Here is a 26,984-nt window from a genome sequence, read left to right on the forward strand (position 1 = left end):
GCCACATTGGGGCGCTCGAGCCGACCCGGGCCGAAAGCCGTGAGGTCGCCTCAGACCTCCGCCGCGCCGCAGTCCGCCAGGACCTTCCGCAGCGGGTCGGCGATCGACGGCGCCGCCGCGTACGTCGCGTCCGCGCCCAGCTCCGGCGCCGACCCCGGCAGGTGCACCTCCGCGCCCGCCTCCGCCGCAATCAGCGCCCCCGCCGCCCAATCCCAGCGGTGCAGCCCGTGCTCCACGTACGCGTCGAGCCAGCCCGCGGCCACCGCGCACAGGTCCAGCGACGCCGCCCCGTTGCGCCGGATGTCCCGGACCCGCCCCAGCAGCTCCGCCGCGAACCGCGACTGCCGCCTCCGCCGCTGGGCCGAATACGCGAAACCGGTCCCGACGAGCGTCAGCTCCAGCCGCGCGGGCGCCGACACCGCCAGCCGGCGGCCGTCCAGGAACGCGCCCTGCCCGCGCGCGGCCGACCAGACGCGGCCGCTCGCCGGCTCCACCACCGCGCCGGCCACCGACTCGCCGCCGACCTGCGCCGCCACCGACACCCCGAACCACGGGAGCCCGTAGAGGAAGTTGACCGTCCCGTCGATCGGGTCGACGACCCAGGTCACGCCGTCGCCGGCAGTCCCGCCGCCTTCCTCGCCGAGCACCGGCTCCCCCGGCCGCAACGAAGCGAGCCGCGCGCGCACCAGCCGCTCCGACTCGTGGTCCACCGCGGTCACCACATCGGTGTCGGCGGACTTCGTGTCCACGGCCACCGACCGCCCCCGCGCCATCCCCTCCCAGGCCTCGCGGACCAGCTCGGCGGCGTCCGTCGCGACCTGCACCGCGACGCCTTTCAGCAACGACTCGTCAACTCCCACGTCCGACATGTCACCACATCCGGTTAAAGTCTCCGAGGCAGGCTTCTGAATCGTGCGAGAAGGGACCACGTCCGTGGTGGAGGCGACCCGCCGAGGTTTCGGCATCGACATCGGCGGCAGCGGGATCAAGGGGGCGTTGGTCGACCTGGACAAGGGGCAGCTCATCGGCGACCGGATCCGGATCGAGACGCCGAAGCCGTCCACCCCGTCGGCGGTGGCGGACGTCGTCGCCGAGATCGTGACGGAGGCGGGCTGGGACGGCCCGGTGGGCGTGACGCTCCCGGCGGTCGTCAAGAAGGGCGTCGCGCACACCGCGGCCAACATCGACAAGCAGTGGATCGGCACCGACGCCGACGCCCTCTTCGCCAAGCGCCTCGGCCGCGGCGTCGACCAGGTCGCGATGCTCAACGACGCCGACGCGGCGGGCATGGCGGAGATCCGCTTCGGCGACCCGGTCGCGCGCAAGGGCGTCACCGCCCTGCTCACCTTCGGCACCGGTATCGGCAGCGCGGTGTTCCAGGACGGCAAGCTCGTCCCGAACACCGAGTTCGGCCACCTGGAGATCGACGGCCACGACGCGGAGAAGCGCGCGGCCGCCTCGGTGAAGGACAACGAGGGCCTCTCGTACCCCGAATGGTCCAAGCGCGTGCACCGTTATCTGACCGTGCTCGAAAACCTGATCTGGCCCGATCTGTTCATCGTCGGCGGCGGGGTCAGCAAGAAGGCCGAGAAATGGGTGCCGCTGCTGGACATCCGCACTCCGGTGCTGGTGGCCACGCTGCAGAACAACGCCGGGATCGTGGGTGCCGCGGCGGCCGCGAGCGAGGGCATCCAGCACTAGATCCGGAGCCGGGCTCCGGCGCCGGAACAGGCCGGAGGGTGATCGCTTCGCGACGCATGCGCGTACCGTCGTTACAATGGAACACGGCCCACGGCTGCGGAGGCGAAAACCGCAGGCCGAGGCGTGTTCCCCGAATGTGAGGCAGCAGTGGCCCCCGTGCCGTTGCTCGTCGTGATCGACCGCTGCGAAAGGGCGTAAGTGGCAGCCGCAAGAACCGCAACCCGAGGCGGGACGAAGACAGCGACCGCAGCCGGCGAGCCGGCCGAAGAGGCAGCCACCGGGACGGCGAAGCCTGCGGCCCGCAAGACCACCACGGCCAAGAAGGCTCCGGCCAAGAAGGGTCCGGCGAAGAAGCCCGCGACCAAGGGCGCAGACGGCGACCCCGAAGGCCCCGAGGGTCTCGAGGAAGGCGAGCTCGACTCGCCCGACCTGGCGGACCTGGAAGAGGTCGAGGTCGAGGTCGTCGAGGAAACGGTCACCGACGAGCCGGACGCCGGCTCGGCGGATGACGACGACGATGACGATGACGACGAAGAGACCCCGGCGCAGCGCCGTCGTGGTGCCGCGGCCGACAAGGCGGCGGCCGCCAAGAGCCCCGACAACCCGGACTTCGTCTGGGACGAGGAAGAGTCGGAGGCCCTGCGCCAGGCGCGCAAGGACGCCGAGCTCACCGCGTCGGCCGACTCCGTGCGTGCCTACCTCAAGCAGATCGGCAAGGTCGCGCTGCTGAACGCGGAGGAGGAGGTGGAGCTGGCCAAGCGGATCGAGGCCGGGCTCTACGCCGCCGAGCGCGTGCGCACCGCCGAAGAGGAGGGCGAGAAGCTCGTCACCCAGATGCGCCGCGATCTCAAGTGGATCGTGCGCGACGGCGAGCGCGCCAAGAACCACCTGCTGGAGGCGAACCTCCGGCTCGTGGTGTCGCTGGCCAAGCGCTACACCGGCCGCGGCATGGCGTTCCTGGACCTGATCCAGGAGGGCAACCTCGGCCTGATCCGCGCGGTGGAGAAGTTCGACTACACCAAGGGCTACAAGTTCTCGACGTACGCCACGTGGTGGATCCGCCAGGCGATCACCCGCGCGATGGCCGACCAGGCCCGCACCATCCGCATCCCGGTGCACATGGTCGAGGTCATCAACAAGCTCGGCCGCATACAGCGCGAACTCCTGCAGGACCTCGGCCGCGAGCCGACGCCCGAGGAGCTCGCCAAGGAAATGGACATCTCCCCGGAGAAGGTCCTGGAGATCCAGCAGTACGCGCGTGAGCCGATCTCGCTCGACCAGACGATCGGCGACGAGGGCGACTCGCAGCTCGGTGACTTCATCGAGGACTCCGAAGCGGTCGTCGCGGTCGACGCCGTGTCGTTCACGCTGCTGCAGGACCAGCTCCAGTCGGTGCTGCAGACGCTGTCCGAGCGCGAGGCGGGCGTGGTCCGGCTGCGCTTCGGCCTCACGGACGGCCAGCCGCGCACGCTCGACGAGATCGGCCAGGTGTACGGGGTGACCCGGGAGCGCATCCGGCAGATCGAGTCGAAGACGATGTCGAAGCTGCGCCACCCATCGCGGTCGCAGGTCCTGCGGGACTACCTGGACTGAGTCGTACCAACGGAAGAACCCCGTCACTCCGGTGGCGGGGTTCTTCCGCGTTCAGGCCCGGCCACGAACGGTAGCCGAGGCCACTGGCGTCCACAAAGGAGCAGCGCCACGAGGCCGAGCACAAGTCGCATGCCGGCAGCGTGCCCGGCGCGCGTACACGGTCCGTACAAGTCAGGGCACGGCCAGGCCGCGTTCTCGCAGGGACTCTTCGACGCGCAGGCGTTCGATCTCGCGGTCCATACCCTCGGGCAGCTCGGTGAGCCGGTGCGAAACGCCGATCTGGCGACAGGCCTGGATGAGCAGCTCGTCGTACGCCTGGCGCGTGCCGAGCCGGCGCGCGGCCGGGGTGCCGGACGGGTAGCCGGCGAGCAGCCGGTGCACCCGCCGCAGGTCCGCGGCGACGCGTTCGATCGGCGGGCCTTGGGGTTGCGGTGGATTCGCGCGCTTCTCGAGAAGCCATCGAAGCAGCCTCGGGGCGCGTAGCGCGCACCAGAACAGCACCGTGGGAGCGATGCAGACCACGGCGAACAGAATCAGGTTCGCGAGGACGCCTCCGGCGCCGGCCATGCACTGATGGTAAGCCCGCCAGGACACTCCGGCGGAGCCATTTTCCGTACCGGAACGGACGACACGCGTACTCAGCCGGACGACACGCGTGCGTGGACGGACGACACGCGTGATTGGAGGGTCAACTCGCGTGATTGAAGGGTCGACACGAGCACCGTCGCCGTGTCGACCCTTCAATCACGCGTGTCGACCTCTCGATCACGGGAGGTCGAGGGTCGGGGGCTCCTCTTCGATCAGCCAGAGCACCCCTGCCGGGGGGAGCTGGAGGACCGCCGAGGCCGGCTGGCCGTGCCACGCGTCCTCCGTCGCCTCCACCGCGCCCAGGTTCCCGACGCCCGAACCGCCGTACGCCTCCGCGTCCGTGTTGACGACTTCGCGCCAGCGGCCCGCGGCCGGCAGGCCGACCCGGTAGTCGTGGTGCGGCACCCCCGAGAAGTTCGCGACGCAGGCCAGCCGCGAACCGTCGGTCCCGATGCGCAGGAAGCTCAGCACGTTGCCGCTCGAGTCGTTCGCGTCGATCCAGCGGAAGCCGTCCGGCGAGGTGTCCTGGCTGAACAAGGCCGGCGAAGACCGGTACACCGAGTTCAGCGACCGCAGCAGGTCCTGCACCCCGCGGTGCAGCGGCTCGTCCAGCAGGTGCCAGTCCAGCGACCGCTGCTCCGACCACTCGGACGGCTGCCCGAACTCGCCGCCCATGAACAGCAGCTGCTTGCCCGGGTGCGCCCACATGAACGCCAGCAGCGAGCGCAGCCCGGCCGCCTTGTTCCACGCGTCGCCCGGCATGCGGCCCCACAGGGATCCCTTGCCGTGCACCACTTCGTCGTGCGAAAGCGGCAGCACGAAGTTCTCGCTCCACGCGTACACGAGCGAGAACGTCATCTCGTTGTGGTGGTACGCGCGGTGGATCGGCTCGTGCGACAGGTACCGGAGCGTGTCGTGCATCCAGCCCATGTTCCACTTGAAGCCGAACCCGAGGCCGCCCAGGTGCGTCGGGCGCGTGACGCCCGGCCACGCCGTCGACTCCTCGGCCACCATCACGACACCCGGGTGTCGCTTGTAGACGGTCGCGTTCAGCTCCTGCAGGAACTTCACCGCGTCCAGGTTCTCGCGGCCGCCGTACTGGTTCGGCAGCCACTCCCCTTCGTTGCGGGAGTAGTCGAGGTAGAGCATCGACGCGACCGCGTCCACGCGCAGGCCGTCGAGGTGGAACTCCTCGATCCAGTACAGCGCGTTGGCGACGAGGAAGTTGCGGACCTCGTTGCGGCCGAAGTCGAACACGAGCGTGCCCCAGTCGGGCTGCTCGCCGCGGCGCGGGTCCGCGTGCTCGTACAGCGCGGTGCCGTCGAACTTGGCCAGCGCCCAGCTGTCCTTCGGGAAGTGCGCGGGCACCCAGTCGACGAGCACGCCGATCCCCCGCTGGTGCAGGCGGTCGACGAAGTACCGGAAGTCGTCCGGGGAGCCGAAGCGCGACGTCGGCGCGTAGTAGGACGTCACCTGGTAGCCCCACGAGCCGCCGAACGGGTGCTCGGACACCGGCAGCAGCTCCACGTGCGTGAAACCGGTCTCGACCACGTAGTCGCCGAGCTGATCGGCCAGCTCGCGGTAGTCGAGCCCCGGCCGCCACGAGCCCAAGTGGACCTCGTAAGCGCTCATCGGCGCCGCGGCCCACTCGGTCGCCTCGCGCTGGGCGACCCACACGTCGTCGTCCCACATGTGCCCGGAGGTGGTGACGACCGACGCGGTCGCCGGCGGCTGCTCCGTGCCGAACGCCATCGGGTCGGCCTTCTCGCGCCAGTTCCCGTCGGCGCCGAGGATCCGGAACTTGTAGCAGGAGCCGGCGCCGACACCCGGCACGAACAGCTCCCAGACGCCCGACGAGCCGAGCGAGCGCATCGCGTGCCCGCGGCCGTCCCAGCCGTTGAAGTCGCCGATCACGCGGATGCCGCGGGCGTTCGGCGCCCAGACCGCGAACGACGTCCCCTCGACGACGCCGCCCGGCGTCTCATACGAACGGACGTGCGCGCCGAGCGCCTCCCAGAGCCGCTCGTGCCGGCCCTCGCCGATCAGGTGCAGGTCCAGCTCACCGACCGTGGGCAGCCAGCGGTACGGGTCGTCGGCGGTGACGGAGTGCCCGTCGTAGTCGATCTCCAGCCGGTAGTCGCCGGGGTGCTCCGGCACCGCGACGGCGAACAGCGCGTCGATCACCGGCTCCATCGGGTGCCGGTCCTCGCCGATGCGCAGGGCGACGGCCTTCGCGCCGGGCAGCAGCGCCCGGGCCACGAAGCCTTTGCCCACCGCGTGCACGCCCAGCACCGAGTGCGGGTCGTGGTGCGAGCCGGCGAGCAGCCGGTCGATGTCCGCGGCCGCCGGGGCCGCGGCCGGGAGGCCTTCCGGAACCGCGTTCACGGTGTCATCCCTCTCCGTCGGTGATCCGGGCGATCGAGGCGAGCGGCACGCCCAGCCAGTCCGGCCGGTTCGCGTGCTCGTAGCCCACCTCGTAGACCGCCTTGTCCAGTTCGAAGGCGCGCAGCAGCTCGCCCTGTTCGCGCGGGTCCGCCGCGACCGCGGCGTAGCCCTCGCAGAACGCCGCCCGGTTGCGCTGCGACCACTCCATCGCCCGCTCGGCCAGCGCCGGCTCGTCCGGCTGGCCCACCAGCATCTGCTGGGCCGCGTAGTCGAACGATCTCAGCATGCCCGCCACGTCGCGCAACGGCGACCGCAGCGCGTGGCGCTCCTCGACCGGGGCCGCCGGTTCGCCCTCGAAGTCGATCAGCAGCCAGCCGGTGACCGTGCGCAGCACCTGGCCGAGGTGCAGGTCGCCGTGGACGTACTGCATGGTCACCGAGCCGGGGGGCAAGGTGCGCAGCGTCTCGAACGCCGCCCGCAGCGCCGGGGCGTGCGCCGCCAGCGCCGGCACCCGGCCGGCGACCGCGTCGAGCCGGGAGACCATCGCCTTCATCGATCGCTCCAGCTCGTCGGCGTCGACCGCCTCGGTGCCGAGGGCTTCGGCCAGGTCCGCGTGCACCTCGGCCACCGCGCGCCCGAGCCGCTCGGCCTCGCCGGCGAAGTCGCCGCCGACCTCCTCGGCGTGCAGTTCGGACGCGGCCATCAGGTCGCGGACGCTGGTGGTCGCCATGGCCCAGCCGTCGACCGCGTCCGCGACGAACTGCTGGAGCATGCCGACCGTGGTCGGCTCGCCGTCGAGGTCGCCGGTGATCGAGCCGAGCGGCTGCGCGATGTGCTTGCTGCCGACGCCCTGCAGCGCGCGGTGCAGCAGCAGGTCCTTGTTCTTGCCCGGCGTCAGCTTCCGGAACAGCTTGAGGATGTACTGCCCGCCGTAGACCAGGGACGTGTTGCTCTGCTCCGACGTGATCGGGCGCGCGCGCAGGCCGGTCTCCAGCTCGATGCCCGGCTCGTGCTCGAACACGAGCGAGCCGACGCGGCCCTCGCGCGCCATGAGGTCCAGCAGCACACCGGTGACGTCGAGGTCGCCGGCCGCCTCGTAGGCGTTGAGGTCGCCGACGGCGCCGATCCAGCTGGTGGACGAGATCTCCGGCGGGTGCGTCCGCCGGCCCACAAGCAGCTGGTAGGGCTCGCGCCGGTCGTCCTGGGCGACCTCGACGACCACGTGCAGCAGCTGCGGGTCGCCTTCGACCAGCTCGGTCACGCCGAGCGGCCGGACGCCGGTCACCGGCCGGTCCTTGCCGGCGAACCAGCGCTGCTCCGGCAGCCAGTGCTTCAGGTCGCCGATCAGGTCGTCCACCAGCTCACGCGGGTCGGACAAGGGACTCACCTCGCTTCGCCTTCGTCTCCCGGGCTCGTCAGCTGGAACCAGTAGAAGCCGTGCCCCGGCAGCGTCAGCAGGTACGACAGGTCCCCGATGCTGGGGAACCGCACGCCACCGGTGAGCTCCACCGGCGTGCACCCGCGGTGCGCGGACAGATCCAGCTCCACCGGCTGCGGGAACCGGGAAAGGTTGTTCACGCAGAGCACGACGTCTTCGCCGCCGTCCGGGCGCAGCCACTGGCGCTTGTACGCCAGTACGCTCGGGTTGGACCCGCCGAGGTCGACGAACTCGCCTTCGGCGAACGCGTGGTGCTGCTTGCGCACCTCGATCATCCGCCGGGTCCAGTTGAGCAAAGAGGACCCGTTGTTCGACTGCGCCTCGACGTTCAGGCCCTGGTAGCCGTACACCGGGTCCATGATCACCGGCAGGTAGATCCGGCCGGGGTCGCAGGCGGAGAACCCGGCGTTGCGGTCCGGGGTCCACTGCATGGGGGTGCGGACCGCGTCGCGGTCGCCGAGCCAGATGTTGTCTCCCATGCCGATCTCGTCACCGTAGTACAGAACGGGCGAGCCCGGCAGGGACAGCAGCATCGCCGTGAAGAGCTCCTGCTGGTTGCGGTCGTTGTCCAGGAGCGGGGCCAGCCGCCGGCGGATGCCGATGTTGGCCTTCATCCGCGGGTCCTTGGCGTACTCCGTGTACATGTAGTCGCGCTCTTCGTCGGTGACCATCTCGAGGGTCAGCTCGTCGTGGTTGCGCAGGAAGATGCCCCACTGGGTGCCGCTGGGGATCTTCGGGGTCTGGGTGAGGATCTCCGAGATCGGGAACCGCGACTCCCGCCGCACCGCCATGAAGATGCGGGGCATCAGCGGGAAGTGGAACGCCATGTGGCACTCGTCGCCGCCGACCACCGGGTCGCCGAAGTACTCGACGACGTCCGACGGCCACTGGTTGGCCTCGGCGAGGAGAATGCGTCCGGGGTACTCGTCGTCGACGACCTTGCGGCAGCGCTTGAGGAACTCGTGCGTGCGCGGCAGGTTCTCGCAGTTGGTGCCCTCCTGCTCGAACAGGTACGGCACGGCGTCGAGGCGGAACCCGTCGATGCCCAGGTCCAGCCAGAACCGCAGGGTGTCGATCATCGCGTTCTGGACGTCGGCGTTCTCGAAGTTCAGGTCCGGCTGGTGCGAGAAGAACCGGTGCCAGTAGAACTGCCCGCGCACCGGGTCGTAGGTCCAGTTCGACGTCTCGGTGTCGACGAAGATGATCCGCGCGTCGGCGTAGCGGGAGTCGTCGTCGCTCCACACGTAGTAGTCGCCGTACGGACCGTCGGGGTCGCTGCGGGACTGCTGGAACCACGGGTGCGCGTCCGAGGTGTGGTTGAGCACCAGGTCGGTGATCACGCGGATGCCGCGCCGGTGCGCCTCGTTCAGCAGGAACACGAAGTCCTCGACGCTGCCGAACTCCGGGAGCACCGCACGGAAGTCGCTGATGTCGTACCCGCCGTCGCGCAGCGGCGACGCGTAGAACGGAGGCAGCCAGAGGCAGTCGATGCCCAGCCAGGCCAGGTAGTCCAGCCGGCCGGCCAGGCCGCGCAGGTCGCCGGTGCCGTCGCCGTTCGAGTCGGCGAAGGCGCGCACCAGCACCTCGTAGAACACCGCGCCCTTGAACCACTCCGGGTTGCTCGGCGCCTGCTGCGCCGAGCGGAAGTCGCCGGCCTGGGGCTCGACCAGCATGCCGTCGGCGGTCATCGCCTCACCGGTGTGCGGCACGCCCTCCAGCCCCAGTGCGGCGTCGGGCCGGGTTTCTTCCGCCATGTGCTCCACCTCGTCCCTCGATTCGCCGTCCTTCCCGTCCCGTCCTCGTCAGCCGGCCAGCCGGCGTCGCACCGACACGACGTGCGCCACGGCCCGCCAAGGCTCGAGCCGCACGAAGTTCGCCGGGCCCCAGTCCCACGTGTCGCCGGTGACCTCGTCGTGGGCGATCAGCCGCTCGTGCGCCTCGAACCCGAGCGCCGCCGTGTCGAGCCACAGCGTGCCCTCCTGCGTCCCGTACGGGTCGAGGGTGACGACTGTGACCACGGTGTCGCCGGTGGCCGGGTCCTGTTTGGAGTACGCCAGCAGCGCGTCGTTGTCGATGTGGTGGAAGTGCAGGGTGCGCATCTGCTGCAGCGCCGGGTGCGCGCGGCGGACGGCGTTGAGCTTCGCGATCCACGGCTCCAGCGACCGCCCTTCGGCGAGGGCGCGCTCGAAGTCGCGCGGGCGCAGCTGGTACTTCTCGGAGTCGAGGTACTCCTCGCTGCCCTCGCGGACCGGGACGTGCTCGAACAGCTCGTACCCCGAGTAGACGCCCCACGTCGGCGAGATCGTCGCGGCCAGCGCGGCCCGCAGCGCGAACATGCCGGGCCCGCCGCGCTGCAGCGACTCGTGGAGGATGTCCGGGGTGTTGACGAAGAGGTTCGCCCGGCCCTGGTTCCAGTGCTCGCGCAGGTCGATGGCGAAGTCGATCAGCTCCTGCTTGCCGGTCCGCCACGTGAAGTACGTGTAGCTCTGGGTGAAGCCGAGCCGGGCCAGGCCCCACAGCCGCGCCGGGCGCGTGAACGCCTCGGCCAGGAACAGGACGTCCGGGTGGGCGTCCTTCACCGACTGGATCAGCCAGGCCCAGAAGTCCGGCGGCTTGGTGTGCGGGTTGTCGACCCGGAAGATCTTGACCCCGTGGTCGATCCAGACCGTGATGACCCGCAGCATCTCTTCGTAGATGGCCTTGGGGTCGTTGTCGAAGTTGATCGGGTAGATGTCCTGGTACTTCTTCGGCGGGTTCTCCGCGTAGGCGATCGAGCCGTCCGGGCGGGTGGTGAAGAACTCCTGGTTCTTCAGGACCCACGGGTGGTCCGGCGCGGCCTGCAGCGCGAAGTCGAGCGCCACCTCCATGCCGAGCTCCTCGGAGCGGGCGACGAAGGCGTCGAAGTCCTCGAAGGTGCCGAGGTCCGGGTGGATGGCGTCGTGCCCGCCTTCGTCGGCGCCGATGGCCCACGGCGAGCCGACGTCGTCGGGCTTGGCGTCGAGGGTGTTGTTGGGCCCCTTGCGGTTCACGCGGCCGATGGGGTGGATCGGCGGCAGGTAGACGACGTCGAAGCCCATCTTCGCGACGCGGTCGAGCGCGGCCGCGGCGGTGGTGAAGGTGCCGTGCACCGGCTTGCCCTCGGCGTCGAGCCCCCCGGTGGAGCGCGGGAACAGCTCGTACCAGGAGCCGAACGCGGCCCGGCGGCGATCGACCCACACCTTGTGCGGCTTGCCCTTGGTGATCAGCTCCCGCACCGGGAACTCGTGCATGAGCTGGCGGATCTCGGGCGAGAGCGCGGGCCCGACCCGTTCGGCGAGGCCGCGCTCTTCGTCGCGCAACGCGGTCAGCGCGCCGGTCAGCAGCGCTTTCTCCGCCCGGCGGTCGGGGCGGCGGGAGACGCGCTCCAGCAGCCGGGCGCCGTTCTCGAGGTCGTTCGCCAGGTCTTCGGGACCCTGCCCGGCGGCGACCTTCACCTCGACGTTGTGCTCCCACGTCGCCCAGGGGTCGCCCCAGGCGTCGATGCGGTAGGTCCACATGCCGGTGGTGTCCGGGACGATCACCGCGGCGAACTCGTCGGGGTGGTCGGGGCCGCGCGGCACCATGCGGGTCTGGCGGGTCAAGCGGTCGTCCGGGCCACGCCAGGCGACGGTCGCCGCGACGGCGTCGTGGCCTTCCCGCCAGACGGTCGCGGTGACCGGGATGTGTTCCCCCACAACGGCCTTGACCGGATACCGGCCGCAGCTCACGCTGGGGGAGACGTCGTCGATGCCGAGCCGGCCGGTCATGGGCAACGCCCCTCGAAGTGTCGGTTTACGCGCAGGCGTTGTCAGTCTGCCCGACTCGATCAAGCGCCATCGAGGCAGGGCACTTCTAGTTGTGTACCCACTCGGGTGCGAGTGAAACGCTTCCCCCGCAACGAATTTCCGGCGGGTGTCCGGCAGGTTACGGCCGGCCCGTCGGCCCCCGGCGAGCCGGCACCCCCGACACGCGCACCCTGACGGCGAACACCCGTACCCGAATGGACGACACGGCCGCGGCGTCCGGACCTCGCCGTGCCGTCCGGTTCGTCAGGGGCCTTCGGTGGGGTGGTCCGAGGCCAGGCGCGGAGCGCGGAGGAGGAGCAGCGAACGCGACTGCAGCGTCAGCCGGCTCTTGGCCTCCAGCGGGCCCGGGTTGGCCGGGCTGCCGTCCGCGGTGCTCGTGTCGAGCGTCGGCTTGAACGTCTCGCCGTATTCGCGGTCCGGCAGCACGACTTCGGCCGCCTCCTCCCCCGCGTGCAGCCACATCAGCCACGAGTGGTCGGGCACCAGCTCGCCGTCGCGGTTGCGGGCCTGGCTGTTCGAGCCGTCGACCCACATGCCGAGCGTGTGCCGGTCCTCGAACCAGTCGGTCTCGCCGAACTCCTCGCCGTCGGGGCGGAACCAGACCAGGTCCGGCTTGCCGGTCGGCGTGGTCCGGCCTTCGAAGAACTCCGGCTGCCGCAGCGCCGGGCTCATCGACCGCAGCCGCACGACCCGGCGGGCGAAAGCCAGCATCGCCTCGGCTTCGGGGGCTTCGGCGTCATCGGGGGTCCAGTCCAGCCACGACGTCTCGTCGTCGAGGCAGTACGCGTTGTTGTTGCCGCCCTGGGTCCGCCAGAACTCGTCGCCCGCGGTGATCATCGGGGTGCCGGTGGACAGCAGCAGCGTGGCGAACATGTTCCGCACCTGCCGCGCGCGCAGCTCGCGGATCCCCTGGTCGGCGGTGCCGCCCTCGGCGCCGTGGTTCCACGAGCGGTTGTCGTTGCCTCCGTCGCGGTTGTCCTCGCCGTTGGCCTCGTTGTGCTTCTCGTTGTAGGACACCAGGTCCCGCAGCGTGAAGCCGTCGTGAGCGGTGACGAAGTTGATCGACTGCCACGGCCGGCGCAGGTTGTGGTCGTAGAGGTCCGACGAACCGGACAGCCGGTAGGCCAGATCGCGCACGCCGGTCGCGCCGCGCCAGAAGTCGCGCACCGTGTCGCGGAAGCGGCCGTTCCACTCCGCCCACTGGGCGCCGAAGCCGCCGACGCGGTAGCCCTCGCCGGTGGCGTCCCACGGCTCCGCGATGAGCTTGCAGCGCGTGAGCACCGGGTCGGTGGTGATCGCGGTGAGCAGCGTCGACGCGGGGTCGAACACGCCGCCGCGGGCCCGGCCGAGCGTGCTGGCCAGGTCGAACCGGAAGCCGTCGACGCCCAGTTCCTGCGTCCAGTACCGCAGCGAGTCGGTGACCAGCCGGACCACCGTCGGCGAGCCGGCCTCCAGGGTGTTGCCGCAGCCGGTGATGTCGGCCATGTGGCCGCGCTCGGTGTGCAGGTAGTAGGCGGGCGCGTTCAGCCCGCGGAAACTCAGCGTCGGCCCGTCGGGGCCGCCCTCGCAGGTGTGGTTGAACACGACGTCGACGATCACCTCGATGCCGGCCGCGTGCAGGGCGGCCACCATCAGGCGGAACTCCTCGACCTCGTGGCCGGGCTCGCTGGCGTAGGCGGCGTGCGGCGCGAAGAAGCCGAGCGGCGAGTACCCCCAGTAGTTGTGCCGCCCGGCCCGGACCAGCGACGGCTCGTCGAGGAACGAGTGCACCGGCAGCAGCTCCACCGACGTGACGCCGAGCCGGGTCAGGTACTCGACGGCCACCGGGTGGGCCAGGCCGAGGTAGGTGCCGCGCAGCGCCTCCGGGATGAACGGGTGCTGCTGGGTGAACCCCTTGACGTGCAGCTCGTAGACCACCGCCTCCTCGAACGGGACCTCCGGCTTCACCCCGGTGTCCGGCCCGCCCGGCGAGGACACCACCGAGAGCGGCACGCTGCCCAGGGAGTCCACTGTGGACATCGGGCCGCGCTCGGGGTCGCCGGTGAAGCCCTGGGCCGCGCGCAGATCGGTGAGCCCGCCGGTGATCTGCCGGGCGTACGGGTCGAGGAGCAGCTTGTGCGGGTTGCAGCGCAGGCCGCGGGCCGGGTCGTACGGGCCGTGGATGCGGTAGCCGTACCGCTGGCCCGGCGTCACCCCGGGCACCAGGCCGTGCCAGACGCCGAACGTGCGCTCGGTGAGCGCGATCCGCCGTTCGGACCCGTCGGCGTCGATCAGGCACAGGTCGACCGCGTCCGCGACGGCGGAGGTGATCGCGAACCGGACCCCACCCGCCTCGGGGTGGGCGCCGAGCGGGAACGGGCGTCCGGCGCGGACGTGCTGGGTCGAGGGTCGTGTCGCCATTCCTGAATCGTCCCAGATCCGGGTCACATCCCGCGCGATGTGCCGCCGGAGTTATCGGGTTTCGACCAGAACGAAACTGTCCGGCGGCAGCACCGCGGCCCCACCGTCCACGGTGGCCTCGGCCCAGGTCAGCAGGGTCGCCGTGGCGCCGAGCGGGAGCGTCACCGGGCCGGCTCCGAAGTTGACGGCCAGCCGCAGCCGCCCGCGGTGCAGCACCAGCCAAGATCCGTCCGGGGCGGCGTCGACCCGCAGGTCGGAGACCTGCGGATCGGCCGGCCCGGGGTGATCGCGCCGCAGCCGGATCAGCGTCCGGTACAGCTCGAGCATCTCGCGGTGGCCGGGCGTGTCCGCTTCGGCCCAGTCGAGCCGGGAGCGCTCGACCGTCGCCGGGTCCATCGGGTCGGGCACGTCGGACTCGCCCCAGCCGTGCCGCGCGAACTCGCGACGACGGCCCGTGCGGACCGCCTCGGCCAGCTCCGGGTCCGGGAAGGAGGCGAAGAACTGCCACGGCGTGCTCGCCGCCCACTCCTCCCCCATGAACACCATCGGGGTGAAGGGCGAGCAGAACAGGATGGCCGCGCCGCAGGCCAGCCGGTCTCGCGAGACGGTCGCGGACAGCCGGTCGCCGGTCGCGCGGTTGCCGATCTGGTCGTGGTTCTGCAGGTAGGCGAGGAAGCGGTGACCCGGCACGGTCCGGGTGTCCACCGGGCGGCCGTGGGTCCGCTCGCGGAACGACGACCAGGTCCCGGTGTGGAAGAACACGTCGCGCAGCACCCGCTCGACGGCGTCGTGGGCGGCGAAGTCCGGGTAGTAACCGGACGTCTCGCCGGTGAGCTTGACGTGCAGGGCGTGGTGGAAGTCGTCCGACCACTGGGCGTGCAGACCGTAGCCGCCGCGCTCGCGGGGCGTGACGAGCTTCGGGTCGTTGAGGTCGGACTCGGCGATCAGCGTCAGCGGCCGGTTCAGCGCCGCCGACAGCGTTTCGGTCTCGACGGCGAGCTGCTCGAGCAGGTGGACGGCCCGCCGGTCGAGCAGCGCGTGCACCGCGTCCAGGCGCAGCGCGTCGACGTGGAAGTCGCGGAACCAGCTCAGCGCGTTGTCCACGACGTACCGGCGGACCTCGTCCGAGCCGGCGCCGTCGAGGTTCAGGCCCGGACCCCACTCGTTCTGCCCGGCGAAGTACGGCCCGAACCGGTCGAGGTAGGCACCCGACGGCCCGAGGTGGTTGTAGACGACGTCGAGCACGACGGCCAGGCCGCGCGCGTGGGCCGCGTCGACGAACCGCTTGAAGCCGTCCGGCCCGCCGTAGGGCTCGTGGACCGCGCCCCAGAGGACGCCGTCGTAGCCCCAGCCGGCGGTGCCGTCGAAGGAGTTGACCGGCAGCAGCTCGACGTGGGTGATGCCGAGCTCGACGAGGTGGTCGAGGCGGTCGATCGCCGCGTCGAAGGTGCCGCCCTCGGTGAACGTGCCGACGTGCAGCTCGTAGACGACTCCGCCGGGCAGCTGCCGCCCGTGCCAGGCGTCGTCGGTCCATTCGAAGTCGGCGTGGTCGTAGACGCGGGACTCCTGGTGGACGCCGTGGGGCTGCCACCGCGACCGCGGGTCGGGCAGGCGATCGTCGGAGTTGTCCAGGAGGAAGGCGTAGTTGATGCCCTCGGCCTCGGCGTGCCACCAGCCGCCGTCACCGGCGGTCATCTCGTGCACGCCGGCGTCGACGCTCACCCGGACCCGGCGGGCCGCCGGGGCCCACACGCTGAACCTCATGCGTCTCCTCGCACCAGCAACGCCACGGGGTACCGCTCGAACAGAGTGGCGAGGTCACCGGTGACCTCGCGGCCGGTCAGGACGTCGGTCCAGACGCCGCCGGGCAGCGGCAGCACGGTGTCGCCCCAGCCGCCGGCGGCTTCGAGGCCGACCGGCAGCCGGGTCACGGCCACGGCCAGGTCCGCGCTTCGGGTGAAGGCGAGGCAGTGCTCCGCCGCGGCGCCCTCGGCCCGCAGCGGCCGGTAGCCGCGGAACAGCGCCGGGTGTTCGCGGCGCAGCCGCAGCGCCTTGTGCACGACGAGCAGCTTCGCCGCACCCGACGCGTCGATCTCCGGCAGCTCGCCGTCGACGACCCGCGCGAGGATCTCGCGCCGGACCGCGTAGTCGACCGGGCGGCGGTTGTCCGGGTCGACCAGCGAGAAGTCCCACAGCTCGGTGCCCTGGTAGACGTCCGGGACGCCGGGCGCGGTCAGCTGCACGAACTTCTGGCCGAGGGAGTTCGCGTAGCCGGGCTTCTCGATGCGCCCGACGAAGGCTTCGATCTCCGCGGCCAGCTCGGCGTCGCCCATGACGTCGTCGGGCCAGGCGGCGACGTCGGCCTCGAAAGCTTCGTCGTGGCTGGTCCAGCTGGTCCGGAGCTTGGCCTCCTTGGCCGCCTTGTCGAGGTAGTCCCGTAGCCGGGCCGGTTCGATCGGCCAGGTCGCGACGAGCGTCTGCCAGGCCAGGAGGTTCAGCGACGGCTCGTCGATCCCGCGTCGCGCGGTCCACCGCCGGACGGCCCCGGCGAACTCGCCGGGCACCTCCGCGAGCACGGCCATCCGCGCGCGGGTGTCCTCGGAGCGCTTGGTGTCGTGTGTGGTCAGCGTCGTCATCGCGGCCGGGTAACCGGCTTCGCGCTCGGCCGCCAGGCGGTGGAACTCCTCGACGCCGAGGCCGAACCGGTCCGGGTTGCCGCCGACCTCGTTGAGCGCGGCGAAGCGCGTGTAGCGGTAGAACGTCGTGTCCTCGGTGCCCTTGGCCACGACCATGCCGGAGGTCTGCTGGATCCGGGTGGCCAGCTCGCTCTCAGGGTTCTTGCGCACGTACGCGTCGAGGATGATCAGCGCGTCGGCGAGGTCGGGCCGCGTCCGGCGGGCACCGTCGATCGCGGCCGTCCAGTGCGCCGCGCCTTCGGGCAGGTAGGAGCGGTAGACGGGGAACGCGACCATGGTCTCCGCCACCGCCTGCCGCGCGGCTTCGGGATCGATGTCGGGCAGCAACGCCGCGATCCGCCGGACCTCGGCGACCAGGATGTGGTCGGTGACCAGGCGGCGGGCCTCGGCCTCGACGCGGTGGTAACCGGTCTTCACGCCCAGCTCCGTGGCCAGCGCCGTGAAGTCGGGCTCGGCGGCCGGGTCGACGAAGACGCCGGCGACCTCGCGCAGGGCGTCGTAGCCGGTGGTGCCGTCGACCGCCCAGCTCTGCGGCAGCGGCTCGCCCGGGTGCAGGATCTTCTCGGCCACGATCCACGCGCCCGGGGCGTTCTCGCGCAGCCGCCGGAAGTAGCCGCCCGGGTCGGCGAGGCCGTCCGGGTGGTCGACGCGCAGGCCGGTGACGTCACCGTCGGCCACCCAGCGCAGGACCTCCCCGTGCGTCTCGGCGAACACGATCGGGTCCTCGACGCGGACCGCGGCCAGGTTCGTGATGTCGAAGAACCGGCGGTAGGTGAGCTCCGCGTTGCCGCGGCGCCAGTCGACCAGGCGGTAGTGCTGACGCTCGTGGATCTCCCGCGGCGTCCCGCTTTCCGTGCCGGGGGCGATCGGGAAGCGGTGGTCGTAGTAGGCCAGCTCGCCGCCGTCGACGGTCAGCTCGGCGACGGCTCCATCGTCACTGTCGTCGCCGAGCACCGGCAGCAGGAGCGGGCCGCGGTCCCAGTCGACGTCGAAGAAGGACGCGAACTCCGAGTCGCGGCCGTGCGTGAGCACGTCCCACCACCACCGGTTGACCTTCGGCACCTCGACCGACATGTGGTTCGGCACGATGTCGACGACCAGGCCCAGCCCGAGCTCCTTCAGGAGCGTGCTGAGCTCTTGGCGGGCCGACTCGCCGCCCAGCGCGGGCCGCGCGCGCGTCGTGTCGACGACGTCGTAGCCGTGGGTCGAGCCGGGGGCCGCGTCCAGCACCGGCGACGCGTAGAGCGCGCCGATGCCCAGGTCACGCAGGTAGCCGGCGATGCCGGCGGCGTCGCTGAAGGAGAACTCCGGGCGCAGCTGCACCCGGTAGGTCGACTCCGGCACCGTCATACGGGCTCCGTCCGCTGCAGCACGATCAGGGAGCGGGCGGGCAGGGTGAGCTGGCCGCCGCCTTCGATGGGTTTCGCGTCGTGGGGTTCGACCTCGCCCGTCGCGGTGTCGACGACGACGGTCCAGGCCTCGCCGTAGCCGTTGCCCGGGAGCTTGGCGTCGATGTCTTCGTAGTGCGCGTTGAACGCGAGCAGGAACGAGTCGTCCTCGACGTGCATGCCGCGCGGGTCGAGATCGGGGATCGCCTGGCCGTTGAGGAAGACGACGACCGCCTTGCCGAAGCCGTCGTCCCAGTTCTGCTCGATCATCTCCTCGCCGGCCGGGGTGAACCAGGCGATGTCGCCGAGCTTCTCGCCCTTGCCGACCGGGCCGCCCTGGAAGAACCGGCGGCGGCGGAACACCGGGTGCCGGTGCCGGAACGCGCTCAGGCCGCCGGTGAACCGGACCAGGTCGGCGTGCTCGGTGGCCAGCGCCCAGTCCATCCAGGACAGTTCGGAGTCCTGGCAGTAGACGTTGTTGTTGCCCTGCTGGGTGCGGCCGAACTCGTCGCCGTGCAGGATCATCGGCACGCCCTGCGACAGCAGCACCGTGGCCAGCATGTTGCGCTGCTGGCGGACGCGCAGGTCGAGGACCTCGGGGTCGTCGGTGTCGCCCTCGACCCCGCAGTTCCACGACCGGTTGTCGTCGGCGCCGTCGCGGCCGTCCTCGCCGTTGGCCTCGTTGTGCTTTTCGTTGTAGGACACCAGGTCCCGCAGCGTGAAGCCGTCGTGAGCGGTGACGAAGTTGATCGACGCGAAGGGGCGGCGGCCGTCGTCCTGGTAGAGGTCCGAGGAGCCGGTGATCCGCGACGCGAACTCGCCGAGCGTCGAGGGCTCGCCGCGCCAGAAGTCGCGGACGGTGTCGCGGTACTGCCCGTTCCACTCCGTCCACAGCGGCGGGAAGTTGCCGACCTGGTAGCCGCCGGGACCGACGTCCCACGGCTCGGCGATCAGCTTCACCTGGCTCACGATCGGGTCCTGCTGCACCAGGTCGAAGAACGTCGACAGCCGGTCGACGTCGTAGAACTCGCGCGCCAGCGCCGAGGCGAGGTCGAAGCGGAAGCCGTCGACGTGCATCTCCGTCACCCAGTACCGCAGCGAATCCATGATCAGCTGCAGGGTGTGCGGGTTGCGCACGTTGAGGGAGTTCCCGGTGCCGGTGTAGTCCATGTAGTACTCGGGCTCCCCCTCCACCAGCCGGTAGTAGGCCTCGTTGTCGATGCCGCGCATCGACAGGGTCGGCCCGAGGTGGTTGCCCTCGGCGGTGTGGTTGTAAACCACGTCGAGGATCACTTCGATGCCGGCCTCGTGGAAGGCCTTGACCATGCCCTTGAACTCCTGGACCTGGCCGCCCTCGCCGGGCATCGCGGCGTAGGAGTCGTGCGGGGCGAAGTAACCGATCGTGTTGTAGCCCCAGTAGTTCGTGAGCCCCTTCTCCTCCAGCCCGTGGTCGGAGACGAACTGGTGCACCGGCAGCAGCTCCACCGCCGTCACGCCGAGCTTCTGCAGGTGCTCGACGACGGCGGGGTGCGCCAGGCCGGCGTAGGTGCCCCGCAGCGCTTCGGGCACGAACGGGTGGTTCACCGTCATGCCCTTGACGTGCGCTTCGTAGATGACCGTCTCGTTGTACGGCCGCTTCGGCTGACGGTCGTTGCCCCAGTCGAAGAACGGGTTCGCCACCAGCGAGTACGGCACCCGGCCGGCGGAGTCGTCGTCGTTGCGCTCGTCCGGGTTGGCGAACTGGTAGCCGAAGAGCGACTCGTCCCACTTCACGCCGTGCGAGACGGCCTTCGCGTAGGGGTCGATGAGCAGCTTGTTCGGGTTGCAGCGCAGGCCGCGGGCCGGGTCGTACGGGCCGTGCACCCGGAACCCGTAGCGCTGGCCGGGGCCGACGTTGAGCAGGTAGCCGTGGTGGACGAAGCCGTCCACCTCTTCGAGCGCGTACCGCGTCTCGTTGCCCTCGCCGTCGAACAGGCACAGTTCGACTCGCTCGGCCACCTCGGAGAAGAGGGCGAAGTTCGTCCCGACTCCGTCGTAGGTGGCGCCGAGCGGGTAGGGCGTTCCGGGCCAGGGCCGCACTGAGGTCTCCTCGAGCTGTTACAGGGGTGTACGGGCGCGCCCGCACTCGCGGACGCGCATCACTGCGGGGGTCGTGCGCCAGGGGGTACCCGTTACCCGGGCAACGGACGCGCCGCCGCCAGCGGCGCCACCGCGGCGCGCACCCCCTTCGCGGTGAAGAAGCCGTCGACGCTGACGGGAAGGGGAATCCGCCAGTTAGGGTACTGGTCGACCGTCCCGGGCAGATTCGGCTGCCGCACCTGGCCCGCGACGTCGGCCGGTGACGTCAGCACCAGCCGGGACGCGGCTCGCGCGAGGAGACTGTGCAGCGCGACGACCATGTCGTCGTCCGGAATCCCTTCCCGGGCAAGGAGTTCCCGCAACGCCTGGCGTTCCGCGGCGGCCGCGTTTTCTTCGGCTTCGACCCCGCGATCCAGCAGGCCCAGCTCGGCCCGGACCCGCACGTGCTCGCCCTCCAGCCAGCCGGAGACCGTCGGCAGGTCGTGGGTGGAGATGCTGGCCATGGCCTCCGGGTCCCACCCGTCCGGGCGCGTGAACGGCTTGCCCGGCGCGTCCCAGTCGCGTTCGAACCAAAGGACGGCCGAGCTGAGCATGCCGCGTTCGTGCATGGTCTCGGTGACGGTCTCCTCGACGGTCCCGAGGTCCTCCCCCACGACGACGGCGCCCGCGCGATGCGCCTCGAGCGCGAGCACGCCGACCATGGCCTCGGCGTCGTAGTGGACGTAGGTGCCGCGGTGCGCGGGCTCGCCCGGCGGGATCCACCACAGCCGCCAGAGCCCGGCGATGTGGTCGACGCGGATGCCGTCGGCGTAGCGCAGCACCCCCCGGATGACGTCCCGGAACGGCGCGTACCCGGCCTCGGCGAGCTTGTCCGGCCGCCACGGCGGCAGGTTCCAGTCTTGTCCTTGCTGGTTGAAGGCGTCCGGCGGCGCGCCGACGCGGACGTCGGCGGCGAAGACGTCCCGCACCGCCCAGGTGTCGGCCCCGCCGGGGTGCACGCCGACGGGCAGGTCGTGCACGATCCCGACGGTCATCCCGGCCTCGCGCGCCGCCTTGCGGGCGGTCTCCAGCTGCGCTCGGCAGAGGTGCTGGAGCCAGGCGTGGAAGCCGACGCGCTCCTTGAGTTCCTCGCGGGCCTTCGCCACCTCGGGTGTGGCAGGGTCCTGGAGCTCCACCGGCCAGTCCCGCCAGTCGGCGCCGTGCTGTTCGGCCAGGGCGCAGAAGAGGGCGAAGTCGTCGAGGTCGGCGTCCCTGGGCAGGTCTTCGACGCGGTGCGGCCACAGCAGCTCGAGCGCGGCGCGTTTCGCCGTCCAGACGGCGTCGTAGTCGATGAGTTCGCCGTCCCGGTCCGGGGCGAGGGACCGCACGGCCTCCTGCGTCGCGGCATCGGCTTGCGCGTAGGTGCCGGTGGCGGTGACGCGCAGGTAGACCGGGTTGGCGAACCGCCGGCTCGCGGGCGAGTAGGGCGACCGCTCGACGGGGTGGGCGGGGCTGAAGGCCTGCACGGGGTTGACGAGCAGGACGCCGGCGTCCAGTTCCGAGGCCGAGCGGGCGGCGAAGGTCGCGAGGTCGCCGTAGTCGCCGATGCCCCAGGAGCCGGCCGAGTGCAGCGCGTAGAGCTGCAGCATCCAGCCCCAGGCGGGCGGGACGTCCGGCAGTGTCCCGGGCACGACGGCGAGCACGACGTCCTGGTCGGCGGTGACGATCCGGTGCCAGCCGAGCGGCAGGTCGGCGGGGAGATCGCCGGCGGTGACCCGCCGGCCCCCGTCTTCGAGGAAGATCTCGGCATTGGTACCGAGCGGACGCGTGGCGCCTTGCTTGAGCACGATGGTCGGCGGCAGCTTGCCGGGGGTTTCGCGGGCACCGAGCGCGCGGGCGATGGCGTCGTCACTGCCGGCATCGACCCCGAACTGGCCCAGGACGGCGACGACGACGTCGTCTTCGACTTCGACCCAGACCTGGTCGGCGTTCTCGTACCGGGTGGCGACGCCGTAGCGGTCGGCGAGCTGGTGCAGGGCGCTGCGGGCGGGGATGTCGTCGGGCACGGGACAAGCATTCCGGTGCCCGGCCGATCGCGCCATCCGCAGGGGGTGACGTCACTCCGGGCACCCGGTCGAGGGGGATGGCGGGAGCGGTCGGCGGCCCGTGCGGAGGCGCTTGCCGGGTGCCGGGAGCGCCTGCGGTTTGGCCGGCGCTGCCGCGCTCGCCGGGGCGAGGATCCGGCCGGGTCGGGGTGCCTTACTCCCGCCGTCAGCTCTGACGGCGACCAACCCGCCCGCATCCCGCCAGCCCCGCTGGTCGCTCCGGCGAGCAGCCGATCCGCCCCCTCCCCTTCCCGCGAACGGCCTCGTCATGATCCTCGACAACGCCGAAGGCGTGCGGGTCGTCGGGCAAGCCGCCGACGGCGCCGCCGCCGCCGTCCGGCAGGCCGGCGAGGGGGTGCTCGCCCCGCAGATCACGCGGCGGCTGATCACCGCGTTCGCCGCCGGCAGCCGCGAACCCGCACCACGCCCCACGGTCTCGATGACCTGACCGAGCGCGAACGCGAGGTCCTCGCCTGCCTCGGCGAAGGCCTGTCGAACACCCAGATCGGCACGCGGCTCTACATCGGCGAGACGACGGTGAAGACGCACGTCTCGCGCGTGTTGGGCAAGCTCGACCTGCGCTCGCGCACCCAGGCGGCGATCCTCGCCCGGGAGAACGGCCTGACCCGCGAAAACCCGGCGTCCGCCGTTCTGCGGAAACCTCCGTGACCTTCTAACTTCTCCTCATGGGTGTGCGGAGAACGTTGAACGTGGACGACGTGCTGAAGCGCCAGGACTCCGGGGAGCTCAAGCGGCGGCTGCGCGGGCGCGACCTGGTCGGGTTCGGCGTGGGGATCATCATCGGCACCGGCATCTTCACCCTCGCGGGCGTCGAGGCGAAGACGCACGCCGGGCCCGCGGTGACGCTGTCGTTCGTGCTCGGTGCGGTCGTCGCGGGGCTCGCGGCGCTCTGCTACGCCGAGCTCGCCTCCAGCGTCCCGACGGCCGGAAGCGCTTACACGTACGCCTTCGCCACCCTCGGCGAGGTGTTCGCCTGGATCATCGGCTGGGACCTGCTGCTGGAGTTCGCGCTCGGCGCCGCCGTGGTGTCGCGCGGGTGGTCCGGCTACCTGGCCAACCTGCTCGGGCTGTCACCGGAATGGTTCGGCGAGGACGCGAAGGTGAACGTCGGGGCGGTGCTGATCATCGCCGTGCTGACCGTCATCGCCGTGCTGGGCATCAAGGAGTCGGCCTGGCTGACCAACCTGCTCGTCTGCGTGAAGGTCGCCGTCTGCGTGCTGGTGCTGGCGGTCGGCTTGTTCTTCGTCAAGGGCGCGAACCTCACGCCGTTCATCCCGGCCGCGAAGCCGCCCGAGAACGGCTCCACGGTGCTGGAGCAGCCGATCGTCCAGGCCGCGCTCGGCCTGGAGCAGTCGGTCTACGGCATCGCCGGGATGGTCACCGCCGCCGCCATCGTCTTCTTCGCCTACACCGGTTTCGAAGCGCTCGCGAACCTCGGCGAGGAGACGCTGAACCCGCGCAAGGACCTCCGGGTCGGCATCCTCGGCGCGCTCGGCGTGTGCGCGCTGCTCTACATCGGGGTGTCGATCGTGCTGACCGGCATGATCCCGTTCACCGACATCGACACCGGCGCGCCGCTGGCGGACGCGTTCGACAAGGTCGGCCAGCACTGGGTCGGCGCGCTCATCTCGCTCGGCGCGGTGACCGGGCTGACGTCGGTGATGATGGTCGAGCTGGTCACGATCGGGCGGATCGGCTTCGCCATGGGCCGCGACGGCCTGCTGCCGAAGGCGCTCGGGCGCACGCACCCGCGCTGGGGCACCCCGCACCGGATGACCATCGGCGGCGCCGTGCTGATCGCCGTGCTGGCCGCGTTCATCCCGATCTCCGAGCTGGCCGACATGGTGAGCATCGGCGCGCTGTCGGCGATGATCATCGTGGCCGTCGCGGTGCCGGTGCTGCGCCGCCGCCGGCCGGACCTGGACCGCCCGTTCTCCGTGCCGTTCTCGCCGGTGGTCCCGATCCTGGCGGCGCTGGCGTGCCTGTACCTGATGCTCAACCTCAACGTGCTCACCTGGATCCGGTTCGCCGTCTGGCTGGTGATCGGCCTGGTCATCTACTTCGCCTACGGCCGCCGCCACTCCCGCTTCGCGCCCGAGAACGCCGAAGCGGTCAGTCCCAAAACGACGGAGTGAGGCCGGCGACGCGGGCCGCCTCGCGCGTCACGGCGACCTGGTCCGCGTCGACGACCACCAGCACGCCCAGCCCGGCCAGCGCCGCGGCGACCCATTCGACGGGCTGGTCGTGGATCCCGTTGTCCCCGAACGACGGGTAGGTGTCCACAACGGACAGCAGCGTGCCTTCCGCACCGATCCGGATGCCCGCCACGAGCACGAAGTGGCCGCCCGGCGGACGCCAGCGGGACGTCCACAGTGGCGGGACGCCGGTGTCGAGGTAGTCGAGCAGCGCGCGTTCCGGGGTGTCGTGGGCACCGAGCTCGGCGCTGTCGATCCGGGCGATCACCGCGACGCGCGGCACGTCCCAGAGGCCGACCAGCAGGTCGAAGAGCGTCTCGGTGGTCCACTCCCCCGTCACCGGTACCGCCGCGAGGGCGCCGCCCGACAGCGCACCGAGCGCCGTCGCCAGCCCGGACACCCGGGTCCCCGCGGCGGCCGGGTCGTCGACGAGCGGTACGGGCAACCGGAACTCCGGCCGGCCGGTCTCGCCCGGCGGGCGCACGACCGGCCCGCGGACCGTCCCCGCGGCCACCGCGACGGCGTCCTGGTCGAGCACGTCGAGCCCGGCCGCGCGCAACGCCGCGAGCCCGCAGAACGCCGCGGCCAAGCCGTCCTTCTGGGGCAGCTCCGCCTGCGCGACCGCGGCCAGCCGGGCCCCGCCCGGCAGCCACCGCACTCCGGACAGGTCGAGCTGCCCGCCGTCGATCCCCGAAGACATCGGTCCTCTCAGCGGCTTCCCGGATTCATTGGGGTCATCTTCCCAGCCTCAATAACGCCACAGGTGGGCGGCGACGATCTCGTCGGCCGTGCGCTCGGCCGCCCACGCCGCGTCGGACGCGCGGACCGCGCGGAAGGCCCCGAGCAGGTCGTCGCCGAGCACCCCGGCGACCCGCGGTGAGGCCATCAGCGCCGTGTCCTGCTCGGCGGTGTCGGCCGGCAGCCTGCGCACCCCGCTCGTCTCCCGCTCGCCTTCCGTCCAGCCGCCCGGGTCCTCGGCGATCGGGCCGGGCAGCGCGGCGGCGTCCGAGATGCCGGCCATCCCGGCGGCCAGCACCACGGCCAGGGCGAGGTAGGGGTTGGCGGAGGCGTCGGACGTCTTGAGCTCGACGTTCGCGTGGTCGGTGCCCAGCAGCCGCGAGCCCGGGACGTACCGCAGCGGCGCCTCGCGGTTCTCGACGCCCCAGAACGCGTACGCGCCCGCGAAGTAGCCAGGGCGCAGCCGCAGGGTCGACGGGACGCTAGGCGCCGTGATCGCGGTCAGCGCCGGCAGGTCACGCAGCAGCCCGGCCAGGTAGCCGGCGCCGTCACCGGTGGGTACGCCGGCACCGTCGGCGTTGTCGGCGTCGAGGAGGTTTCGGCCCTTGCGGCGGACCGAGGTGTGCAGGTGCCAGCCGTTGCCGGCCGCGCCGAGGCCGACCAGCGGCGCGAAGCTGACGACGAGGCCGTGCGCGTGCGCGGCGGCGTGGATGGTCTGACGGGCCAGCAGCTGGTCGTCGGCGGCGGAGACCGGATCGGTCGCGGCCAGCGACAGCTCGACCTGCGCCACGCCGTACTCGGCGTGCAGCTGGCCGATCCGCAGGCCGTTGGCGGCGAAGTCGTGCAGGAGGGCGGCGACGAAGCCGTCGAGCCCGACGAGGGCGTGCGGGCTGTAGGCCGGCCCGGGGTGCCCGGGCGTGCTGACGACGTCGGTGCTGCCCGCGGGCGCGACGGCGAACTCCAGCTCGTAGCCGGCGCGGAACTCGAGCCCGCGCCGCGAGCCCTCGGCGACCTGCGCTTCGAGGACGGTGCGCTGGCAGTAGGGCCAGGGGTCGCCGCTTCGAGTGAGCTGCCGGACGGGCGCCCAGGCGAGCGCGGGCTGCCCGGCGAGCCGCCGCAGCCGGTCGACGACGGGCACGAGCCGGATGTCCCCGGAGGGCGTGGCGAGGCCGGCGTGCCCGTAGGTGATGGCGTCGTGGCTGTCGAAGACGGCGAAGAGCGAGGTGGCTCCGACGCCCCGGGTGGCGGCGTCGGCGAGGCCGCCGATGGGGACGATGCGCGAGCGCGGGATGCCGTTGTTGTCCGCCCAGGCGAGGTGGACCCCTGCCACCCCGGCGGCGGCGAAGTCCTTCGCCGCGGCCGACGCCGCCTTGGTCATGGCACCCGCCTCCTCCGGCCGCAAACAGACCCCGCCCATCCCAGGGGGCCGAGCCCCGCTCCAGCGTATCGGGCGAGTCCGACGAAAAGGCCGGGGAAAGCGGCAACCGAGGTGGGTTGTCCACATCACGGCCGGGCTGTGGACAACCCCGGCCACCGTCAACTCGGCGGCGGCCGCACGGGCTCACCCCGGCGGCACCGGCACCGGCCTGTGGGTAACCCGGCAACCGCCGGTCCGGCGGCTCCGGCGCTCGCCTGTGGGGCAACCCGGCAGCACAGGCACCGGCCTGTGGGCAACCCCCGCAACCCCGCAGTCCGGCGGCGGCGGCTCAACCCGGTGGCACCGGCACCAGGCGAATCTCGCCAGCTGTCACCCCGGTGGCACCGGCACCGGCACCGGCACCGGCACCGGCACCGGCACCGGGCGAATCTCGCCGGCTACCACCCCGGTGGCACTGGCCTGTGGTAACCCGGCAA

18 protein-coding genes are annotated in these 26,984 nt (G+C 71.6%); 5 read left to right on the forward strand and 13 right to left on the reverse strand.

The window, feature by feature from the left end; translation table 11 throughout:
- Positions 1-50 precede the first annotated feature (50 nt).
- Positions 51-869 carry an inositol monophosphatase family protein gene (locus AB0N03_RS27225; protein WP_364377276.1) on the reverse strand — a complete coding sequence of 273 codons (819 nt, stop codon included), beginning with the start codon at positions 867-869 and terminating at the stop codon, positions 51-53.
- Positions 870-936: 67 nt separating this feature from the next.
- Here AB0N03_RS27225 and ppgK point away from each other — a divergent pair, with 67 nt between their 5' ends.
- A complete protein-coding gene (ppgK, locus tag AB0N03_RS27230; RefSeq protein ID WP_364377370.1) occupies positions 937-1,701 on the forward strand; it encodes a polyphosphate--glucose phosphotransferase in 765 nt (254 codons plus the stop codon).
- Positions 1,702-1,899: 198 nt separating this feature from the next.
- The gene (locus AB0N03_RS27235) at positions 1,900-3,294 is read left to right on the forward strand and encodes an RNA polymerase sigma factor (protein ID WP_364377278.1); all 1,395 of its coding nucleotides are present in this window, start codon (positions 1,900-1,902) and stop codon (positions 3,292-3,294) included.
- Between the two features lie 171 nt (positions 3,295-3,465).
- Here AB0N03_RS27235 and AB0N03_RS27240 read toward each other — a convergent pair whose 3' ends face one another.
- The 10 genes from AB0N03_RS27240 to malQ form a co-directional block, all read right to left on the reverse strand.
- The gene (locus tag AB0N03_RS27240; protein WP_364377280.1) at positions 3,466-3,861 is read right to left on the reverse strand and encodes a hypothetical protein; all 396 of its coding nucleotides are present in this window, start codon (positions 3,859-3,861) and stop codon (positions 3,466-3,468) included.
- Between the two features lie 198 nt (positions 3,862-4,059).
- Positions 4,060-6,267, reverse strand: coding sequence for a 1,4-alpha-glucan branching protein GlgB (gene glgB, locus AB0N03_RS27245; RefSeq protein ID WP_364377282.1), 2,208 nt, complete (start codon positions 6,265-6,267; stop codon positions 4,060-4,062).
- Positions 6,268-6,271: 4 nt separating this feature from the next.
- Entirely contained in the window at positions 6,272-7,645 is a 1,374-nt protein-coding gene (locus tag AB0N03_RS27250; protein ID WP_364377284.1) for a phosphotransferase, read from the reverse strand.
- A gap of 5 nt (positions 7,646-7,650) precedes the next feature.
- Positions 7,651-9,459: a maltose alpha-D-glucosyltransferase gene (treS, locus tag AB0N03_RS27255; RefSeq protein ID WP_364377286.1), complete on the reverse strand. Its 1,809-nt coding sequence runs from the start codon at positions 9,457-9,459 to the stop codon at positions 7,651-7,653.
- A gap of 48 nt (positions 9,460-9,507) precedes the next feature.
- Complete coding sequence (locus AB0N03_RS27260) at positions 9,508-11,490, reverse strand: maltotransferase domain-containing protein (RefSeq protein WP_364377288.1); 1,983 nt, start codon at positions 11,488-11,490, stop codon at positions 9,508-9,510.
- 282 nt (positions 11,491-11,772) lie between these two features.
- Positions 11,773-13,929: a glycogen debranching protein GlgX gene (gene glgX / locus AB0N03_RS27265; protein WP_364377290.1), complete on the reverse strand. Its 2,157-nt coding sequence runs from the start codon at positions 13,927-13,929 to the stop codon at positions 11,773-11,775.
- A gap of 51 nt (positions 13,930-13,980) precedes the next feature.
- The gene (treZ, locus tag AB0N03_RS27270) at positions 13,981-15,693 is read right to left on the reverse strand and encodes a malto-oligosyltrehalose trehalohydrolase (protein ID WP_364377292.1); all 1,713 of its coding nucleotides are present in this window, start codon (positions 15,691-15,693) and stop codon (positions 13,981-13,983) included.
- Positions 15,690-17,975 carry a malto-oligosyltrehalose synthase gene (gene treY / locus AB0N03_RS27275; protein WP_364377294.1) on the reverse strand — a complete coding sequence of 762 codons (2,286 nt, stop codon included), beginning with the start codon at positions 17,973-17,975 and terminating at the stop codon, positions 15,690-15,692. Before treY ends, treZ begins: the two co-directional genes overlap by 4 nt.
- Positions 17,972-20,092, reverse strand: a complete 2,121-nt coding sequence (gene glgX / locus AB0N03_RS27280) for a glycogen debranching protein GlgX (RefSeq protein WP_364377296.1) — start codon at positions 20,090-20,092, stop codon at positions 17,972-17,974. The genes treY and glgX (AB0N03_RS27280) overlap by 4 nt, the downstream gene beginning before the upstream one ends.
- A gap of 92 nt (positions 20,093-20,184) precedes the next feature.
- Positions 20,185-22,137, reverse strand: coding sequence for a 4-alpha-glucanotransferase (gene malQ / locus AB0N03_RS27285; protein ID WP_364377298.1), 1,953 nt, complete (start codon positions 22,135-22,137; stop codon positions 20,185-20,187).
- A gap of 307 nt (positions 22,138-22,444) precedes the next feature.
- On the opposite strand from malQ, the gene AB0N03_RS27290 reads away from it, so the two are divergent.
- The 3 genes from AB0N03_RS27290 to AB0N03_RS27300 are packed head-to-tail and all read left to right on the forward strand — an operon-like array spanning position 22,445 to position 24,332.
- Positions 22,445-22,624, forward strand: a complete 180-nt coding sequence (locus tag AB0N03_RS27290; RefSeq protein ID WP_364377373.1) for a hypothetical protein — start codon at positions 22,445-22,447, stop codon at positions 22,622-22,624.
- A gap of 56 nt (positions 22,625-22,680) precedes the next feature.
- Positions 22,681-22,845, forward strand: a complete 165-nt coding sequence (locus AB0N03_RS27295) for a LuxR C-terminal-related transcriptional regulator (protein ID WP_364377371.1) — start codon at positions 22,681-22,683, stop codon at positions 22,843-22,845.
- A 17-nt stretch (positions 22,846-22,862) separates the two neighbouring features.
- Positions 22,863-24,332: an amino acid permease gene (locus tag AB0N03_RS27300; protein ID WP_364377300.1), complete on the forward strand. Its 1,470-nt coding sequence runs from the start codon at positions 22,863-22,865 to the stop codon at positions 24,330-24,332.
- Here AB0N03_RS27300 and AB0N03_RS27305 read toward each other — a convergent pair.
- Both AB0N03_RS27305 and AB0N03_RS27310 read right to left on the reverse strand, forming a co-directional pair.
- Positions 24,310-25,092: a hypothetical protein gene (locus AB0N03_RS27305; RefSeq protein ID WP_364377302.1), complete on the reverse strand. Its 783-nt coding sequence runs from the start codon at positions 25,090-25,092 to the stop codon at positions 24,310-24,312. The genes AB0N03_RS27300 and AB0N03_RS27305 overlap by 23 nt on opposite strands.
- Positions 25,093-25,140: 48 nt before the next feature.
- Complete coding sequence (locus AB0N03_RS27310; protein WP_364377304.1) at positions 25,141-26,508, reverse strand: glutamine synthetase; 1,368 nt, start codon at positions 26,506-26,508, stop codon at positions 25,141-25,143.
- Positions 26,509-26,984 lie beyond the last annotated feature (476 nt).

This window comes from Amycolatopsis sp. NPDC051061 (assembly GCF_040682935.1).
GTDB lineage: Bacteria > Actinomycetota > Actinomycetes > Mycobacteriales > Pseudonocardiaceae > Amycolatopsis.

Bases quoted from the DNA above. Each gene is read 5' to 3' on its own strand.
- AB0N03_RS27225 (WP_364377276.1), bottom strand. From the start codon at position 869: ATGTCGGACGTGGGAGTTGACGAGTCGTTGCTGAAAGGCGTCGCGGTG.
- AB0N03_RS27240 (WP_364377280.1), bottom strand. From the start codon at position 3,861: ATGGCCGGCGCCGGAGGCGTCCTCGCGAACCTGATTCTGTTCGCCGTG.
- treS (WP_364377286.1), bottom strand. From the start codon at position 9,459: ATGGCGGAAGAAACCCGGCCCGACGCCGCACTGGGGCTGGAGGGCGTG.
- AB0N03_RS27260 (WP_364377288.1), bottom strand. From the start codon at position 11,490: ATGACCGGCCGGCTCGGCATCGACGACGTCTCCCCCAGCGTGAGCTGC.
- glgX (WP_364377290.1), bottom strand. From the start codon at position 13,929: ATGGCGACACGACCCTCGACCCAGCACGTCCGCGCCGGACGCCCGTTC.
- treZ (WP_364377292.1), bottom strand. From the start codon at position 15,693: ATGAGGTTCAGCGTGTGGGCCCCGGCGGCCCGCCGGGTCCGGGTGAGC.
- treY (WP_364377294.1), bottom strand. From the start codon at position 17,975: ATGACGGTGCCGGAGTCGACCTACCGGGTGCAGCTGCGCCCGGAGTTC.
- AB0N03_RS27290 (WP_364377373.1), top strand. From the start codon at position 22,445: ATGATCCTCGACAACGCCGAAGGCGTGCGGGTCGTCGGGCAAGCCGCC.
- AB0N03_RS27300 (WP_364377300.1), top strand. From the start codon at position 22,863: ATGGGTGTGCGGAGAACGTTGAACGTGGACGACGTGCTGAAGCGCCAG.
- AB0N03_RS27305 (WP_364377302.1), bottom strand. From the start codon at position 25,092: ATGTCTTCGGGGATCGACGGCGGGCAGCTCGACCTGTCCGGAGTGCGG.
- AB0N03_RS27310 (WP_364377304.1), bottom strand. From the start codon at position 26,508: ATGACCAAGGCGGCGTCGGCCGCGGCGAAGGACTTCGCCGCCGCCGGG.